This is a genomic window from Breoghania corrubedonensis (assembly GCF_003053845.1).
GTDB lineage: Bacteria > Pseudomonadota > Alphaproteobacteria > Rhizobiales > Stappiaceae > Breoghania > Breoghania corrubedonensis.
The window spans coordinates 609,416-627,459 of the sequence record NZ_QAYG01000001.1; the positions used below are offsets into that span (position 1 = coordinate 609,416).

General features: G+C 63.0%; 17 protein-coding genes. 4 read left to right on the top strand and 13 right to left on the bottom strand.

Features of this window, described 5'->3' with window-relative positions:
- Nucleotide 1: 1 nt before the first annotated feature.
- From C8N35_RS02670 to C8N35_RS02730, 13 genes are all read right to left on the bottom strand, one after another.
- The gene (locus tag C8N35_RS02670; RefSeq protein ID WP_107988061.1) at nt 2–997 is read right to left on the bottom strand and encodes an adenosine deaminase; all 996 of its coding nucleotides are present in this window, start codon (nt 995–997) and stop codon (nt 2–4) included.
- Nucleotides 988–1,872 carry a phytanoyl-CoA dioxygenase family protein gene (locus tag C8N35_RS02675; protein ID WP_107988062.1) on the bottom strand — a complete coding sequence of 295 codons (885 nt, stop codon included), beginning with the start codon at nt 1,870–1,872 and terminating at the stop codon, nt 988–990. Before C8N35_RS02675 ends, C8N35_RS02670 begins: the two co-directional genes overlap by 10 nt.
- 178 nt (nt 1,873–2,050) lie before the next feature.
- Nucleotides 2,051–3,271 carry a phosphopentomutase gene (locus C8N35_RS02680; RefSeq protein WP_107988063.1) on the bottom strand — a complete coding sequence of 407 codons (1,221 nt, stop codon included), beginning with the start codon at nt 3,269–3,271 and terminating at the stop codon, nt 2,051–2,053.
- Nucleotides 3,272–3,359: 88 nt separating this feature from the next.
- Nucleotides 3,360–4,676: a thymidine phosphorylase gene (deoA, locus tag C8N35_RS02685; RefSeq protein ID WP_107988064.1), complete on the bottom strand. Its 1,317-nt coding sequence runs from the start codon at nt 4,674–4,676 to the stop codon at nt 3,360–3,362.
- Nucleotides 4,676–5,443, bottom strand: coding sequence for a deoxyribose-phosphate aldolase (gene deoC, locus C8N35_RS02690; RefSeq protein ID WP_107988065.1), 768 nt, complete (start codon nt 5,441–5,443; stop codon nt 4,676–4,678). The genes deoA and deoC overlap by 1 nt, the downstream gene beginning before the upstream one ends.
- On the bottom strand, nt 5,436–6,257 hold the full coding sequence (locus tag C8N35_RS02695; RefSeq protein WP_107988066.1) for a purine-nucleoside phosphorylase: 822 nt from the start codon (nt 6,255–6,257) through the stop codon (nt 5,436–5,438). Before C8N35_RS02695 ends, deoC begins: the two co-directional genes overlap by 8 nt.
- On the bottom strand, nt 6,254–6,673 hold the full coding sequence (gene cdd / locus C8N35_RS02700) for a cytidine deaminase (protein WP_107988067.1): 420 nt from the start codon (nt 6,671–6,673) through the stop codon (nt 6,254–6,256). Before cdd ends, C8N35_RS02695 begins: the two co-directional genes overlap by 4 nt.
- Nucleotides 6,670–7,665 carry an ABC transporter permease gene (locus C8N35_RS02705; RefSeq protein WP_107988068.1) on the bottom strand — a complete coding sequence of 332 codons (996 nt, stop codon included), beginning with the start codon at nt 7,663–7,665 and terminating at the stop codon, nt 6,670–6,672. Before C8N35_RS02705 ends, cdd begins: the two co-directional genes overlap by 4 nt.
- Nucleotides 7,666–7,677: 12 nt before the next feature.
- Nucleotides 7,678–8,784 (bottom strand): ABC transporter permease, encoded by a 1,107-nt coding sequence (locus C8N35_RS02710; protein WP_107988069.1) that lies wholly within the window; start codon nt 8,782–8,784, stop codon nt 7,678–7,680.
- A complete protein-coding gene (locus C8N35_RS02715) occupies nt 8,781–10,307 on the bottom strand; it encodes an ABC transporter ATP-binding protein (protein WP_107988070.1) in 1,527 nt (508 codons plus the stop codon). The genes C8N35_RS02710 and C8N35_RS02715 overlap by 4 nt, the downstream gene beginning before the upstream one ends.
- A gap of 44 nt (nt 10,308–10,351) precedes the next feature.
- On the bottom strand, nt 10,352–11,368 hold the full coding sequence (locus C8N35_RS02720) for a BMP family lipoprotein (RefSeq protein WP_107988071.1): 1,017 nt from the start codon (nt 11,366–11,368) through the stop codon (nt 10,352–10,354).
- Nucleotides 11,369–11,479: 111 nt separating this feature from the next.
- Nucleotides 11,480–12,472, bottom strand: coding sequence for a BMP family lipoprotein (locus C8N35_RS02725; protein WP_107989033.1), 993 nt, complete (start codon nt 12,470–12,472; stop codon nt 11,480–11,482).
- A 172-nt stretch (nt 12,473–12,644) separates the two neighbouring features.
- A complete protein-coding gene (locus C8N35_RS02730) occupies nt 12,645–13,631 on the bottom strand; it encodes a sugar-binding transcriptional regulator (protein WP_210203369.1) in 987 nt (328 codons plus the stop codon).
- Between the two features lie 948 nt (nt 13,632–14,579).
- On the opposite strand from C8N35_RS02730, the gene C8N35_RS02735 reads away from it, so the two are divergent.
- From C8N35_RS02735 to glk, 4 genes are all read left to right on the top strand, one after another.
- Entirely contained in the window at nt 14,580–15,392 is an 813-nt protein-coding gene (locus tag C8N35_RS02735; protein ID WP_107988072.1) for a DUF1194 domain-containing protein, read from the top strand.
- Between the two features lie 307 nt (nt 15,393–15,699).
- On the top strand, nt 15,700–16,539 hold the full coding sequence (locus C8N35_RS02740; protein WP_210203370.1) for a DUF1194 domain-containing protein: 840 nt from the start codon (nt 15,700–15,702) through the stop codon (nt 16,537–16,539).
- 60 nt (nt 16,540–16,599) lie between these two features.
- Nucleotides 16,600–17,010 carry a methylglyoxal synthase gene (locus tag C8N35_RS02745; RefSeq protein ID WP_107988073.1) on the top strand — a complete coding sequence of 137 codons (411 nt, stop codon included), beginning with the start codon at nt 16,600–16,602 and terminating at the stop codon, nt 17,008–17,010.
- Nucleotides 17,007–18,044, top strand: coding sequence for a glucokinase (gene glk, locus C8N35_RS02750; RefSeq protein ID WP_107988074.1), 1,038 nt, complete (start codon nt 17,007–17,009; stop codon nt 18,042–18,044). Before C8N35_RS02745 ends, glk begins: the two co-directional genes overlap by 4 nt.

Consider the following 18,044-nt stretch of genomic DNA (forward strand, 5'->3'; position numbering starts at 1 on the left):
GTCAGCTTTCAGCAGGCTGCTCAGGTCTCTTTTCCTCAAGGCGCGCAAGCAGACGCTCGCGGGTTGCCTCGTCGCAAAAGGCGGCATGAAGGGCGGTTCGCGTCAACGCGTCAAGTTCGGTCTCGCCCCAACCCTGCGCCCGCGCCGTTTCCGCGTACTCGCGAGCAAGCGTGGTGGCGAAGAAGGGCGGATCATCGGAACTGATGGTGACGGCGACGCCTGAACGGTGCAAGCGGCCGATGGGATGACGATCGAACCCGGGATAGAGCCCGAGCGCAATGTTGGAGCCGGGACAGACTTCCAGGACCGTGCCTTCCCCGGCAAGGCGCGAGACGAGTGCGGGATCCTCAATGGCGCGCACGCCGTGGCCGATGCGTGACACGGCCAGACAATCGAGCACTTCGGCCACGCTCTCTGGCCCGCCGAACTCCCCCGCATGAGCGGTGAGCCCGTACCCGGCTTCCCCGGCAAGCTTGAAGGCGCGGGCGAAATCCGCAGCGCGCCCAACCCGCTCGTCTCCGGCAAGCCCGAAGCCGGTCACCAGCGGGTGCGGTTCCTCGCTCATGACACAAGCCGCCCGCTCCACGGCCTGCGCGCCCAGATGCCGGATGCCAACGACGATCATCCGTCCTTCAACGCCCGTTTCCTCACGCGCCCGTGCGATACCGGCCGCCAATCCCTCCACATAGCTGGCATAGGAAAGTCCCGAAGAGGCGGCATGATCGGGCGAAATGAAGACCTCGCCATAGATCATGCCGTTCCGGGCCGCTCCCGCGAAATGGGCATGAGCGAGATCGGCGTAGTCCTCGGGCGTTCGAAAGACGGAGGCGGCCCGGTCGTAGGCGGTGAGAAACGAGGTGAAATCGTGCCAGGCATAGCCGCCCCGGCACGTGAAGAGCCCATCAAGCGAAATCCCGTGTCGTGCCCCCAGCCGGCGGACGAGATCGGGCGGGGCGGCCCCCTCGATATGGCAGTGAAGCTCGGCAGTCAGGCGCATTCAAATCCGCTCATCGGCATGTCGGGCCCGCGTCGCAGCCAGTTGTCGGACGACCAGACGGCCGCCCCGTCCACAACGTGCAGCGCGTAGGCGTGGCGGGAGCGCGCGGACCGGTTGGGCGCGGATTTATGCGGCACGGCTCCGTGCAGAATAATCAGCGTCCCTTTGGGTGCGTTGAGAGCGGCGTGCCGTTCCTCCGGTTCGAACGGCGTCTCATCCAGCGTCTCCATGATGAGATCGTCGTTTTCATCATAGTGGAACCGGCTGCGCAACGGCCCCTTGTGCCCTCCCGGCACGCCGTAGAGGCCACCATTCGCGTCGTCGGCATCTTCCAGGGCAAACCAGAACCCCGTGCAGCTCTGCGGGGTCGTATGAAGGAACGTGGAATCCTGATGGCAATTCACCTCACCACCGATATGGGGTGGCTTGAAGATGTACATCGACTGGGCCAGCAGCGGCTCTGCGATGCCCAGATCCCGGGCCACACGGTCGAGCCTCTTGTCATGCGAAAAGGCGGAAAAGACCGGGTCGAGATCGTGCAGCGCATGTCCGACCTTGTTGAGCGCCGCGTGCTTGTTCTTCACGAGCCGCCCTTCGCCGTCGAAAGCTTCCGTCTCGAAGAAAAAGCGGATCTTGTCGCCAGACAGGCGGAAATAGTCGTCGCGCGCGTGGGACTGGGCAGAGGTCGAAAAGATTGTCGAAACGGATTCCGGATCGAACTGCTCCACAAGAGCCGTCATCCGTTCGCGTAAGGCATCGCAGGTCACGGGATGCACGAAACCTTCCAGCAACAGAAATCCGTCCTCCCGGTAGGCTGCAATCATCTCCGCTGTCAAACCGCCGTCCACCGTCGCATTGAAGCGCCGAGCCTTCATGATGAGCCCTCCCTGTTGCACGAACCTCTTTGGCGCATCCCGCGTTCAAGTGGCCATGGAATTCTGCAGCAATACGTCATCAGTCGACGTTCGCACCTACAGATGATCTTGACTGAAGGCGGAGCGCCGCGAAGCACAATCATGTCTCTCGGATGCGTCCGCGTGGACGGAAAGCGCTCTAGAGGAAGCTCTTGCCGTGTTTACCACGGGCCAGCCCCAGATGAGCCGCGACACTCTCCCCAATATCCGCATAAGTCGGGCGCCCACCGATCGAACGGCCCGGGAACCCGGGCCCGAAGGCCAGAACGGGTACATGCTCGCGTGTATGGTCGGTACCGGGCCAGGTTGGATCACACCCATGATCGGCCGTCAGAATGGCCAGATCGCCCGGCTTCAGGCGTGTCTCGATTTCCGGTAGCCGCCGGTCGAAGGCCTCGAGTGCGGCGGCATAACCCGGCACGTCGCGGCGGTGCCCGTAGAGCATGTCGAAATCGACGAAATTCGTGAAGACGATATCGCCATCCTGCGCCTCATCCATCGCCTTGAGGTTGGCCTCGAACAATGCCTCGTTGCCGGTCGCCTTTCTCACCGCGGTTATGCCCTGGTGCGCGAAGATATCGGAGATCTTGCCAACCGCGATGACCTGCCGTCCGTCCGCCTTCGCCCTGTCGAGCAGGGTCGGTTCCGGCGGCAACACGGAATAGTCGCGACGGTTGCCCGTGCGCTGAAAATCCTCCGCCGTCTCTCCAAGGAACGGACGGGCGATAACGCGGCCAATATTGTAGGGGTCGACCAGTTCGCGGGCGATTTCGCAGATCTTGTAGAGCCGCTCCAGACCGAAATGCTCCTCGTGGGCGGCGATCTGGAAAACGCTGTCGCCGGACGTGTAGCAGATCGGCTTGCCGGTGCGCACGTGTTCCTCACCCAGTTCCTTGATGATCTCGGTGCCGGAGGCATGCTTGTCGCCAAGGATGCCCGGAAGCTCCGCTCGCGCCACGAAGGCCTTCGTCAATTCCTCGGGAAAGGTCGGTATCGTGCCGGGGAAATAGCCCCAGTCGAAGAGCACCGGCACCCCGGCTATTTCCCAATGGCCCGACGGCGTGTCCTTGCCGTGCGAGACTTCCGCCGCGTAGCCCCACATACCTTGGGGCGATCCATAGAAGTCCAGGCCAGGCGGACGGATACCGGTGGAGGCGACCGATGCCTCACCGAGGCCCAGGCGGTCCATGTTTGGCAGGCACAGCAACCCTGAACGCAGACCGGATCTGTCCCCGACGCCGCGCGCACAGGCTTCCGCGATATGGCCGAGCGTGTCGGATCCGAAATCACCGAAACGGTCGGCATCGCCGGCTCCACCGATTCCGAAGGAATCGAGAACCATCAAGATGGCACGGCCCATGGAATTTCCTCATTGTCGTTGCCGGCCATACCCGGCCGGAAGAGACACCATGCCGGGTGCCGTGAAAACTGCGTTGCGTGCCGCGGCCTTATCCGGGGGCGATACGCCTGGCGATGACGTCGTGATCCGCGATCTCTGCGCCAATCGTATAGGCCGCCCGCACCGCCTGTGCCGCCCTGTCGGCCGCGTCCTCGTCGGCCGCATGCACAACGGCGAGCGGTTCGTCGTCGGGCCCGACGGCCATGCCGATGCCGGCCAGTTGCGTGAAGCCGACGCGTGGATCGATCTCATCTTGCGCCGTGTGCCGGCCGCCGCCCAGTTCGATCACCGCAATACCGATGGCACGGGTGTCGATGGCGGCAACGAGGCCCGCGCCTTCCGCATGAATTTCGCGGATGACGGGGGCTGCGGGAAGATAGGCTTCCGCCTTCTCCATGAAATCCTTCGGACCGCCAAGCGCGGCAACCATCTGCCCGAATAGTTCCGCCGCCCGTCCGCTGTCGAAAGCCTTGCGCATCCTTGTGGCACCGTCGGTCGCATCCTCGGCCAGTCCGCCGGTAGCCAACAGCTCGCCGCCCAGGGCTAGGGTGACATCGAAGAGGCGGTTGTCGATATGGCGACCCGTCAGGAAATCGACGGCATTGTGCACCTCGACCGCATTTCCGGCCGCGCTCGCCAGCGGTTCGTTCATGTCGGTCAGCAGCGCCGTGGTTTTGAGCCCCGCACCGTTGGCGACATCGACCAGACTTTGGGCGAGCGCTTCGGCCTCCTCCAGGCTGCCCATGAAGGCGCCCGAGCCCCATTTGACGTCGAGAACCAGTCCCTGAAGACCGGCGGCGAGCTTTTTCGACAGGATGGAAGCCGTGATCAGATCGAGGCTTTCCACAGTCCCGGTCACATCGCGGATAGCGTAGAGGCGCTTGTCCGCCGGGGCCAGATCCGCAGTTTGCCCGATAATCGCACAACCGATTTCGGCGACGACCTTGCGAAAGAGTGTGTTGTCGGGCTGGGAGGTATAGCCAGGGATGGAATCGAGCTTGTCGAGTGTCCCGCCCGTGTGGCCAAGACCACGGCCCGAGATCATCGGCACGGCCGCACCGCAGGCGGCGAGCGCGGGGGCAAGCATCAACGAGACGTTGTCGCCGACCCCACCGGTCGAATGCTTGTCGAGGACGGGGCGATCAATGGCCGACCAGTCCAATACGGTGCCGCTGTCGCGCATGGCAAGGGTCAGGGCCACGCGCTCATCGATGGACAATCCGCGAAAGAAGACGGCCATCGCCAGCGCCGCCGCCTGGCCTTCCGTTACCGAACCGGTCGTCAGTCCTTCGATGAAGTTCGCGATCTCGCCGCCTGTCAGCCGACCGCCATCGCGTTTCTTGCGGATGATTTCCTGCGCGAGCATCAGTAGCCTCCGCTTGCCACAGCCTGTCCACCACTGAGAACGGCGAGCAGCGCGTCGAGAAGACCGCTGGCGCCAAAACGGAACGTTTCCGGGTTAGCCCAGTCGGGGCCGAGAATCTCGTCGGCGAGCGCCAGATAGGCGGCAGCCTCCTCCACCGTGCGGATGCCGCCGGCCGGCTTGAAGCCGACGGGCTGGCCCGCGTCCCGGATCGCCTCCAGCATGATGCGGGCGGCGCCGAGCGTCGCATTGACGGGGACCTTGCCCGTCGAGGTCTTGATGAAGTCGGCGCCGGCGGCGATCGCCATGTCGGACGCCTCGCGGATAAGCGCCGGATCGCAGATGCGCCCCGTCTCCAGAATGACCTTGAGGCGGACCGGCGGCATGCAGGCGGTGCGCACCCGCACGATGGTCGATTCGGCGACCACCCGGTCTCCCGCAAGCCAGGTCGCATACGGCATGACCAGATCGATCTCGTCGGCGCCATCGGAAATCGCCTGCTGGGTTTCCTCGATGATCGCCGCGATATCCTGGTCGCCTCCGGGGAAGTTGACGACCGTCGCAACCTTCACCTTCGAACCGGACAGCAGGACTTTCGCCTCACCAACGAAACGCGGCCATATGCAAACGGCGGCGACATTTGCGAATGGCGTTACGGCGCGCGTGCACAGGCGCTTGATCGCTGCGCGGTCGCAGTCGTCATTGAGATCGGTCAGATCGAGTAGCGGCAGGGCGCGCGCAGCAACCGCACGCGCATCGAAGTCAGGCATCAGCCTTGTCCTTGTCGAGCGTTTCGAGGAGCCCGGTGACGAGCGTCGTCAGGCGAGCGACACCCTCGAGGCCCATTTTCTTGGTTTCGGCGTGAGACAGCTTGGCCTGCATGCCCGACGCGAGGTTGGTGATGGTCGAAATCGCGGCAACCCGCAATCCCAGAAAACGCGCAAGTATCACTTCGGGAACGGTCGACATGCCGACCGCATCCGCGCCCAGTGTCCGCGCCATGCGGATTTCGGCGGGCGTTTCGAAGGAGGGACCGGAAAACCAGGCATAGACACCCTCAGTAAGCGGAATGTCGTTTGCTGCGGCCACAGCTTTCAAACGGACGCGCAGATCCTTGTCATAGGCCGCACTCATATCGACGAAGCGAGCATCGCTTTCTTCACCGATAAGTGGATTGAAACCGGAGAAGTTGATGTGATCGGCGATCAGCATCTGGGAGCCGGGCATGACGTCGATATCGAGCGAACCGGCAGCGTTTGTGAGAAGGATGATATCGCATCCCAGCGCCTTCAACGTCTCCAGCGGAGTGCGCATGCGTGTTGGATCGCCGCTTTCATAATAGTGAGCGCGACCGGCCAGAATGGCGACCTCCTGACCAGCGAGCCGTCCGGCGACGATTTCACTCGCATGGGAGGAGACGGTGGAAACGGGAAAGCCCGGCAGTTCATTATAGGAAATGCGTGCCGCATCCTCGACCGCGTCGGCAAGCGTACCGAGGCCGGAACCAAGCACGATCCCGACCCGGTACGGCGCATCTCGTGCCGCCCGAACGATCGCCGCGCATTGCTCTCCGTATCCGCTCATGATGTCGCTCCCTCGGTCTTGTCCTTGTCTTCCAGAGCGAAGCCGGCGGGCAGGAGTTCCCCAAGAGTGAACGTCTGGCGCAGACCGCCGAGGCCCGCGATATGCACAGGCGTCTCCGGGCCGGCGAATTCGGCCAAGCGTTGACGGCAGCCGCCGCAGGGCGTGCAGAGCCGCTCGCCGTCGGCGACAACGACAACCTCCACCACCTCGCGCGCTCCCGAGACCGCCATGCAACCAAGTGCCGTCGTCTCCGCGCACCAGCCTTCGGGATAGCTGGCGTTTTCAATGTTGCAGCCGGCGTGGATCGTGCCGTCACGGGTCTTCACCGCGGCGCCGACCTTGTAGCCCGAATACGGAGAATGAGCATTTTCGCGCGCGGCCTTTGCCGCTGCGAAAAGCGCGTCGAACGAACTCATGTGCGCTCCTTGACATAGGCGACGCCGCCGGCCTTGGGCGGGATTGCCTTGCCGATGAAACCGGCCAGCAGGATGACCGTGAGGATATAGGGCAGCGCCTGGAAGAACTGGACCGGAACGACACCGACGCCCGGGATCGCCTGCCCTTGCAGACGAATGGCAACGGCATCGAGCATCCCGAACAGCAGGCAGGCGAACATCGCCGGCACCGGTTTCCACTTGGCGAAGATGAGGGCGGCAAGGGCGATGAACCCGCGCCCCGCCGTCATGTCACGGTTGAAACCGGCGGACTGGGCGATCGAAAGATAGGTTCCGGCAAGACCGCACAAGATGCCTGTGCAAATGACGGCCCGATAACGCAACCATGCGACCGAGATGCCGGCCGTGTCGACGGCGGCCGGGTTCTCGCCGACAGCCCTCAGCCGCAGGCCGAAGCGGGTTCGGTAAAGCACCCACCAGGAAAACGGAACGGCGAGGAAGGCCGCATAGACCAGAATGTTATGGCCGGAAACCAGATGATTGTAGATATCGCCGATGACCGGCACGTCCTTCAGCACATCCGCCCCGGGCAGGTCGACTTCACCGAAACGCGCGCCCGGCCCGAGCTGGGGCGTGCGTCCGCCCTGATGAAACCAGGCCTGGCCGAGCAGAACCGTAAGACCGGCCGCAAAGAAGTTGATGGCGACGCCGGAAACGATCTGGTTGCCGCGCGCGGTGATGGAAGCGAACCCGTGTACCAGCGCAAGCGCTATCGAGATGACAACCCCGGCAGCAAGCCCGAGCCACGCCGAGCCGGTTACTCCCGCCGCCGCGCCAGCGGCGAAGGCGGCCGCCAACATCTTGCCTTCCAGCCCGATGTCGAAGATGCCGGAGCGTTCGGAGAAAAGGCCCGCCAATGCGGCCAGCAGCAGCGGCGTCGACAAGCGGACGGCGGCGTCCAGCGTCGACAGGTTGAAGATGATGGCGAAAATCGCGGAGAGAAAATCGAGCATGTCCGTCTCCCCTTACGCCGCTTGCGCTTCCGGCACATGGCCGGAGGCGAAAAGACGTTCCAGCCATGGGCGGAAGAGATGTTCCAGCGCGCCGGCGAACAGGATCACCAGCCCCTGAATGACGACAATCATGTCACGTGTGATCGCAGGCTTCTCGAACGCCAGTTCCGCACCACCCTGATAGAGCATGCCGAACAGGATGGACGCCAGGATGATGCCGACGGGGTGAGCACGCCCCATCAACGCCACGGCGATACCGACGAAGCCGTACCCGGCCGTGAATTCCAGCAGCAACCGCGTCTGCGAGCCCATCACCTCGTTGATCGCCATGAGGCCGGCGAGCCCACCCGAAATCAGCATGGTGACTATGGTGATCCTGACCGGCGAGATGCCGGCATAGATGGCGGCCGACTGGTTCGCGCCGAAGGTTCGGATTTCATAGCCGAGCCGCGAACGCCAGATCAGCACCCAGACGAAGAGGCATGCCGCGAGCGCCAGCACGAAGGCGAGGTTCAGCGGTGCCTGGCCGAGATCGAGGCCGGGCAGGAGATCGCGGATGAGCGGCAGCTGTCCGCCGGCCTCGAAGTTGCGGGTCTCGGGCTGCATGGAGCCGGGCTTCGCCAGCACGTTGACGAGCAGATAGACCATCAGCGAGGAGGCTATGAAATTGAACATGATCGTCGTGATGACGACATGACTGCCGCGCCTGGCCTGCAGATAAGCCGGGACGAGCGCCCAGGCGGCGCCGAAGACAGCGCCACCGGCGACGGCCACCGGGAACGTCACCCACCAGGGCACGAAACGGTCGAGCGCGAGACAGGCGAGGCCGACGCCAAGACCGCCGACATAGGCCTGCCCCTCGCCACCGATATTGAAGAGGCCGGCATGGAAGGCGACAGCGACGGCAAGACCGGTGAATATGAAGTTGGTCGCGTAAAACAGCGTGAAGCCGATGCCCTCGCCGAAGCCGAGCGAACCGTAGATGAGGATCCGCACCGCCTCCAGCGGGTTTTCGCCGATCAGCAGGACAACAAGACCCGCGACCAGAAAGGCGGCCGCGAGGTTCATCACCGGAATGAGGCCATAGTCGACCCACCTTGGGAGCTTGCCACGGGTCATTCTGCCGCCTCTCTGGTGACACCGGCCATCATCAGACCGAGTTCCTGTTCGCTCGCATCCGGTGCGCGCTCTCCAACAAGGCGCCCGTCGAACATGACCAGGACGCGATCGGCCAGCATGCGGATCTCATCCAGTTCGACGGAAACAAGCAGAATGCCCTTGCCCGCATCGCGAAGCTCGATCAGGCGTTTGTGGATGAACTCGATGGCGCCGATATCGACACCGCGGGTCGGCTGGCCGACAAGCAGCACGACCGGATCGCGCTCGATCTCACGGGCGAGCACGATCTTTTGCTGGTTGCCGCCGGAAAACATCGAGGTCTTGAGCGTGCACGATGGCGGGCGGATGTCGTATTTTTCGATCTTGTCCCGCGCGTCGTCCCGCATGGCCTTGATGTCGAGCAGCGCGCCCGAGCCGTATTTCGGATCGCCGTGATAGCCCAGCGCGCAGTTCTCGTATTCCGCAAAGGAATTGACGAGGCCCATGCGGTGCCGGTCCTCGGGCACATGGGCCACGCCCAGACCGCGCATCTCGGCCGGATCCACCTTGCCGTCGGCCATCACGTCCTGGCCGTCGACCAGCACGCGGCCCGTCTCCCATTTGCGAATGCCGGCAAGCGCTTCGAGCAGCTGCGACTGACCGTTGCCGGACACGCCGGCGATCCCGACGATCTCGCCGGCATGCACGGTGAGCGAGGCGTGATCGACCCGCACCACGCCGCGCGCATCGCGCACCGTGAGGTCCTCGACTTCCAGAACCGGACGGCCGGGGGTTGAGGGCGTCTTGTCGACCCGAAGAAGTACCGAGCGGCCGACCATCAGTTCGGCAAGCTCTTCCACGCTCGTTTCAGCGGTCGCGCGCGTGTCGACGATCTCGCCACGCCGCATGACGGACACCTTGTCGGTGACCGCCATGATCTCGCGCAGCTTGTGCGTGATGAGCAGGACCGTCTTTCCCTCATCCCGCAAGATCCGGAGAATGCGAAAAAGGTGATCCGCCTCCGCCGGGGTCAGCACACCTGTCGGCTCGTCGAGGATCAGAATGTCGGCGCCGCGGAAAAGCGCCTTGAGGATTTCCACCCGCTGCTGGAGACCAACCGGAAGTTCCCCCACCTCCGCATCAAGATCGACGGTCAGGCCGTATTCGTCGGCAAGACGCTTCAGTTCCTTTCGGGCCTTGTGGAGGCCCGAATTGAGCATGAAGCCGCCTTCGGCTCCGAGCATGACGTTTTCGAGAACCGTAAAATTGTCGACCAGCATGAAATGCTGGTGAACCATGCCTATACCGTGCGCGATGGCCGCCTTGGAATCACTGATCGAGACGGGTTTCCCGTCAATGCGGATCTCGCCCGCATCGGCGCTGTAAAAGCCGTAGATGATCGACATCAGCGTCGACTTGCCGGCTCCGTTCTCTCCGACAACGCCGTGGATCGAGCCCTTGGCGACAGCCAGGTTGATGTCCTTGTTGGCGTGGACAGAACCAAAGCTCTTGTCGATGCCGACGAGTTCGAGCGCGAGGGTCATGCGCGGCGCTCCGGGGGATGGGCACGTGGGATGGCAACCATGTCCTACTCCAGCGGGCACGGGCCGTCTGCGACGACGTCGTGCACCTTGATCTGTCCCTGGGAAATTGCGGCCACGGCCGCATCGGCCGCCGCCTTCATGTGCGGCGTGACAAGATCCGCGTTGTTGTCGTCGAGCACCCAGTCCATGCCGCCATCGGCAAGGCCAAGCACACGGATGCCTGGTTCGAAGCGTCCCTCACGAACCGCCATGAAGCTGTCGTAGACGGCATTGTCGACGCGCTTCCTGATCGAGGTCAGCACGCGGCCCGGGTGCAGACCGTTCTGGTTGCTGTCGGTCCCGATACCAAGAATGCCCGCATCGCTGGCCGCCTGCAAAACACCGATGCCGGTGCCGCCGGCCGCCTGAATGATGACATCGGCGCCGGAATCGATCTGCGAACGGGCGAGTTCGGCGCCGCGCGCCGGATCGACAAATGCGGCGGGCGTATCGCCCGCCATGTTGGCGATGACCTTCACATCACCGCTGACGGACGCGGCGCCTTGCCGGTAGCCGCACAGGAAACGGCGAATGATCGGAATATCCATGCCGCCGACGAAGCCGATCGTGCCGGATTTCGTCGCCATGGCCGCCAAGACGCCGGCGATGTAGGCCCCCTCCTGCTCCTTGAAGACATAGGAGGCGACGTTGGGCGCGTCCACGACCATGTCGACGATGGCAAAACGTGCGTCGGGAAATTCGGCGGCCGCCTGCTCCACCGCTCCGGCCTGGTTGAAACCGATTGCGACGACAGGGGCATAAGCGTGCCCGGCAAAGCTGCGCAAGGCCTGCAGGCTCTGGGCATCTCGGGCAATCTCGAATTCGCGAACACCGCTCCCCGTCTCTTCCTTGAAACGGGTGACCCCGGCAAAGGCGGATTCGTTGAACGAGCCGTCAAACTTGCCACCGACGGAATAGACGATGGCGGGTTCGCCGACATCCCCTCCCGCTCCCCACGCCGCAGGGGCGACAAAGGCTGAGAGCATGGCCGCAACGACCAGCAACCGCGTTATCGTTCGCATGCCAATGCTCGTCCTTCGCTCGATTGTCGGCTCCGGTTCACAACCAGATGTTGCGCCATTCGCCAGAAAGCCCCGCGCACCGGAAACAGGAGGGCGCGGGGCATCGATCAATCACATCGGGCAGGAATTGTCAGACATGTAGTCGTGGACCTCGACCTTGCCGGAGATGATGTCCTGCTTGGCCTTCTCCACCGCGGCCTTCATGTCGTCGGTGATGAGTTCCTTGTTGTCGTCGTCATAGGCCCAGTCGACACCGCCCTCCTTGAGGCCGAGCGACTGGATGCCGGCGGACCAGTTGCCCTTGGCGGAGTCGTCGAATGCCTTGTAGACGGCGACGTCCACGCTCTTGACCATCGAGGTCAGCATGTTGCCCGGATGCAGGGAGTTCTGGTTGCTGTCGACGCCGATTCCAAGCTTGCCGGCGTCGGCGGCGGCCTGCAGCACGCCGATGCCGGTGCCGCCGGCCGCGTGGTAGACGACGTCCACACCCTTGTCGAACTGCGCCTTTGCGAGTTCGCTACCCTTCACCGGGTCGTTCCAGGCCGCGCCGGTCGTGCCGGTCATGTTCTGGATGACGTCAATGTCGGGGCTCACCGATTTCACACCCTGGACGTAGCCGCAGGCGAACTTGCGGATGAGCGGAATATCCATGCCGCCGACGAAGCCGACCTTGCCGGTCTTCGATGCCATCGCCGCCAGAACGCCGACCAGATAGGACCCCTCGTGCTCCTTGAACAGGATCGAGCGGACGTTGGGCAGATCGACAACCGAATCCACGATTGCGAAGTGCGTATCGGGGAATTCCTTGGCGACCTTCTCGATGGCCTGCTCATAGGAGAAGCCGATGCCGATGATCGGGCTCATGCCGCGGCGGGCGAAGTTGCGAAGGCCCTGCTCGCGCTGACTGTCGTTCTGGATCTCGAAGTCACGGTACTCGGTGCCGGTGTCCTTCTTGTACTTCTCCGCACCCATGTAGGCGGATTCGTTGAACGACTTGTCGAACTTGCCGCCAAGGTCGTAGACGACCGCCGGCGCGGCGTCCGCGGCCGATGCCGCCTGGATCGCACCGCCCGACATCATGGCCGCAACCGCGACCGCTCCCATAAGCCTGGCAATCGTCTTCACATAAACCTCCATCATGTTCGACGCTCACTTGGCCTTTTCAAGGCCTGGCGCCACCCGGTTCAACCCTTCACCGACGGCGCAAGCACCATCCGTTCCTGCATGAACTTCCTGTCTGCCCAAACCCTGTCGCCCGGGCATCCCCGCACCGACCTCATGCCGGTTGCGGGGTTTTCGCACCGATCTCACTTGCCAGGCTTTTCGCCAGAGCTTCATCGATGACGAGATCCGTTATCACCCCGGTCCTGAGCGCGGAGAGCGTCGCTGCGGTTTTCGAGACCCCCCCCGACAGCGCCAGCACGCGCGCACCGCGTACCTCCTCGAAGCCGAGGCCGACCGCCTGCTCGCTCAAAACAGCCGGCACCGCCGCACCATCGATATCGATAAAGCGGCCCATCAGGTCGCCGACAGCGCCAAGCTTTTGCAAGGCGCGCTGCTCGTCGCGGGAAATCAGGTTCATGCGCCGCAGGTGACCATCGTCGCTTATGGACCCGATACCGACGACGAATGTGTCGGACCGGCGGGCGCGAGCGAGCAGTTCCTGGACGCTCGGCTGCTGCAGGAACATTTCCTTTTCCGCCACGGTCGTGGCCAGATAGGGAACAGGCAGATAGTAGCCCTCGCCGCCCGAACGTTCGGCCAGAAGCTGAACCACATCGTAGGGGTTGGCGGAAAGGCGGCTGGTGAGACTGCCGGAAATGGAGACGATGCTGAGATCTTCGCGCGAAATTCGGGGCATGGCGGCAACCGCCGCCTTCAGCGTACGGCCCATACCGACACCGATCTGGCGGATTCCGGAACTCGCCAGCACCTGAGCAAGGAGATTTCCGGCGGCGGCACCGACAGAGCGGATCGCCGCTCCCTCGTCCTGAACTCCGGTGCCGAGATCGGGCGCCACGATGCAATGGTTCAGACCGAAGGCCCGCGCAAACGTTTCCTCATATTCCAGGCATTCGAGGGGACGACCCTCGATATGGAAGCGGATATGCCCGGCACGCTGGGCGTAGGCGATGAGCCGGTGAACCTTGGCGGGCGATATGTCGAGCCGCGAAGCGATCTCGCCTTGCGTGCAACCTCCGACAAAGGAGAGCCAGGCAGCGCGAATGGCCAGATAGGTCGTCCAGTCGTCAGGTTCACCCATACGCGATCATCCGCCGTTACCAGAAGCCATACCAGAAACCATTCCGGGGCCAGCCGCATCGTTGCAGGCGGCGCATTTGCCGGCGCCACCTCGTCCGACGCTTCCACCACCACGATCGGCAGATTCCGGACCGCCGCAACCGCAATTTTGAATAATTATTCACTACGTGCGATTTCTTTCATCGCACCACACACGACGGGCGCGGGTCAAGTCTCTCCCCCGCAGAAATCCGCCTCGAACCTCCGATTTTCCACACTGTGCCGCATTTCAGCGCAAATGCACAGCGCACGAGCAGGATACCGCCGCCGAGCGGTGCGGCAAAGCGAACCGACCTGGAATTGGCATGCGGACCGACAAGAGGCGGCAAACATCGTCATGCCGGCGGATCCGCGAAGAGGGCGGCAACCGGAAGTCGGTCTGCCCACCGGAGCTTGTCCCGCGCCGGATAGACCAAACCTGCCGCGCCGCCTGCTGGAACACACATTGCAGCGCAGCAATTCTGGCGCGGTTCTTGCGAAGTCGATCGCGCAAATTGTTGAACGTTTTTGACCGCAGACACTCAAGTAAGCAGGCAAGTATGCGGGAAAGCATGCGGGCCCGCCCTTACGGACAGACGCCCATGCGGCAAGTCCACATACTCGCACCATTACTTATTATTAACTAATTTTTAACTCGTTCAAATAGAATATATATCTCAACCTCTGCTTTCCGCCCGGCCTTCGTGCAAGTAACTACGCAGAGAAACTACGGATTGCGTTACGTCCGGTCGGCTTTTATCAGGCCCCACCTGGAGAACACTCGGGGATGCGTTGTCCTGCCGCAAATGGCCGGCCGGCATCTTTCCCCATCAAAGCGGCGCGGCGGGAGATCGTACGCGCACGACACAAGGGTTCAGCGAACAAAAACCGGGAGGACGCCGAGACACGTTCATTGAAAGAGGAACCGTCGATGCGTCTGTATGAAACAAAAGCAAGACTTACGGCCGCGACGATTGCCGTGGTCATGATGTCCTTCCTGTCGACCCCAGTTGGCGCGACCGAGTTCGCCAGTTACGACCCGGCATCGGAAGTCGACGTCGAGCTCGTTCTGGCCGTCGACATCTCCCAGTCGATGGACGAAGAGGAACAGCAGGTCCAGCGGCGTGGATATGTCGAGGCGATCACCTCTTCGGAGGTCATGGAAGCCATCCGCATAGGGCCGACCGGCCGTATCGCGGTCACCTATATCGAATGGGGCGGGATCGGCGAGCAGTACGTCGTTGCCGATTGGCAGGTGATCGACGGTCCGGAAACAGCCATGAGCTTCGCGTCGAAAATCGCGGAATCCCCGCTTCGCCAGGTTCAACGGACCTCCATAGCCGCAGCACTATCGTTTTCAGTCGCACACATGAACAAGAGCGGCTTTTCGGGTCTGCGCAGGGTCATCGACATATCGGGTGACGGTCCGAACAACCAGGGCGGCCAGGTCACAGCCGCGCGCGACGACGTGATCGCGCACGGGGTCACCATCAACGGATTGCCGCTGATGCTGAAAGGCACGGGCAACGGATGGTACCACATGCCCAACCTTGACCATTACTACGAGGACTGCGTCATCGGTGGCCCCGGATCGTTCATGGTTCCGGTCTATTCCACCGCCGAGTTCGGCATGGCGATCAAGACCAAGCTTGTAATGGAAATCGCCGGGCTCATACCGCGCGACGAGATCAGCATCTATCCCGCCGCAACGCGCAAGCCGATCGCCTGCAACCTCTTCAATTGATGACCGCTTCCATTGAAGACCGGACCGGGGACGGAAGGCCGTTCCCCGGTGGAGCAATCCATGCGACCCGCCGCATTTGTGAGCACTTCTCGGATTCGTGAACACTGCCGGCACCAAGCGCAGGCAGGCGGGGTATGCACCGTTGCCGCGCTCTGTCACACTTTATTTCCGCTAGGGGGTCTGCGGTCAACGGCGACCGCAACGGCGGAAAACGGTCGGTGCCGGGACCTTCGCGGCTGCCGGGAGGCAAGACCGCGCGTCGTCTGGGGGGCCGACCATCAACCGCGTGACGATTTGGAGCGGTCCCGTGCGCCTTGCGAGATTCCTCGTTCCCATTTTCGGCCTCATCTGCCTGTTTTGCGACGGCAGCGCTCGTCTCCAGGCGCGGGAAATTGTTCCCGGTGAAGAGATCGATCTCGCGCTCGTGCTCGCGGTCGACATTTCATATTCGATGGATCAGGACGAACAGCGCCTGCAACGCATGGGCTACATATCAGCGATCACCGCGCCTGAGGTTCTGAAGGCAATCAGCGGCGGGCTGACGGGCAAGATCGCGGTCGCCTATGTGGAATGGGCCGGGACCAATTCGCAGTTCACTCTTGTCGACTGGCACAAGATATCGGACCGACAATCGGCGGAGGAGTTCGCCGCAGCCCTTGCCGAAGCGCCGATGCAGCGCGCCTACCGAACTTCCATTTCGGGAGGGCTGACCTACGCGAGAAATGCGCTGGAGAAGCTGGACGCGCACGCCTTGCGGCGTGTCATCGACATATCGGGAGATGGTCCGAACAACCAGGGGGAGCCCGTGCTCGACGTCCGCGAAGCCGTTGTTTCAGCCGGCATCGTGATCAACGGTCTGCCGCTGGTGCTCAAACGCGGTCCCGCAGGCTGGTACGATATCGACAACCTCGACGAATATTATGAGCGGTGCGTCATTGGCGGCGCGGGGGCCTTTTCCATTCCGGTGCGCGACATCAACGCCTTCGCCCGAGCGGTTAGGATGAAGCTGGTTCTGGAGATCGCCGGAATGCACGAGCCGCAGATTGTGCAAAAGACCGCCTTTTCGAAGGAAGACCAGGAGTTCTGCCTCATCGGCGAGCGCATCTGGCACGACCGGATCAACGATCGCGACTGGAACTGGCGTTGAGACGGTCTTTCAATCGTCAAACCAAATGGCTACACCCGCATGGGAAAAGGAATGTGCCCCATGCAAGAACGCCCCGCTTTCGCACTCGTCGCCCATGATGCCAAGAAGGACAGACTCGTCGCATTCGTAAAACTGCACGAGAAGGAACTTGCGCCCTTTCACCTGATCGCCACCGGCACCACCGGCGCGCGCCTGAAGGCAGCCTGCCCGGATCTCGACATCACGCCGGTCAAGAGCGGGCCGCTCGGCGGCGACCAGCAGATCGGCGCCATGATCGCCGACGGCCGGCTGTCGGCTTTGATCTTCTTCGCCGATCCGCTCACCCCCATGCCGCATGATGTCGATGTCAAGGCATTGACGCGGCTTGCCATCGTCTATGACATACCGATGGCACTGAACCAGGCGACGGCCGAAGCCGTTATAAGTACGATTGCAGACACCGCTTACATGGAAAGCACGCCATCGCAATGATCTCCACTTCGCGCGACGTCCCTTCCTTCTCCTTTCCCGTTCTGGTCGCCGATGTCGGCGGCACCAATGCCCGCTTCGCCATGGTCAGCGACGCGCATGCCAATCTGTCGAAGGTTGTCACCGCCCACACGCACGACCATCCCGAAGGCATGGCCAAGGTGATCGCCGACAGGGTACTCGCCCAGACCTCCCTCATTCCACGCACCGCCGTCATTGCGATGGCAGGGCCGATCCAGGGCGAGCGCACGAAGCTCACCAACGCGCCATGGACCGTCGATCCGAACGAGCTTATTCGCGAACTGGGGCTCGACACGGTGGTTCTGCTCAATGATTTCGAAGCCCAGGCGCTATCGTTGCTGACGCTGGAGGGCGGTGATCTCACGCAGATCTCCAGAGGAGATCCGCTGCCTTACGCGCCGAAGGTCGTCGTCGGGCCCGGCACGGGGCTTGGCGCGGGCGCGCTGATCCATGCGGCCGACCGCTGGGTGCCGATCCCCGGCGAGGGCGGACATGTGGAACTGGGGCCGGTGAGCGAAGAGGAATACCGCATCTGGCCGCATATCGAGCGCCTCGGCGGGCGTATCGGAGCGGAACAGGTCATCAGCGGCGACGGGCTTGTACGCTTGTCCAGGGCGGTCGCCCGCGCCGATGGCAAGGAGCCGCGGTTTTCGGTGGCGGCGGAGGTTGTCGCGGCGGCGCGCGAGGACGACGCAGACGCGAAAAGGACGCTAGAACTCTTTACCGCCGCGCTTGGCCGGGTTGCCGGTGACATGGCGCTGATGATGCTGGCACGCGGCGGCGTCTATCTGGCGGGCGGGATTCCTCCTCATATCGAGAGTTTCCTTGCCGATGGGCCTTTCCGGGACGCGTTCGAGGCGAAGGCTCCGCATGAGGCGATCATGAAGACGATCCCGGCCTTCATCATCAAACACCCGCAGCCGGCCCTTGAGGGGCTCGCCGGATTTGCCCGCACGCCCTCGCGCTTCGCAATCGACTTGATCGGGCGGATGTGGCGCGCCACACCTGCCTCCTGA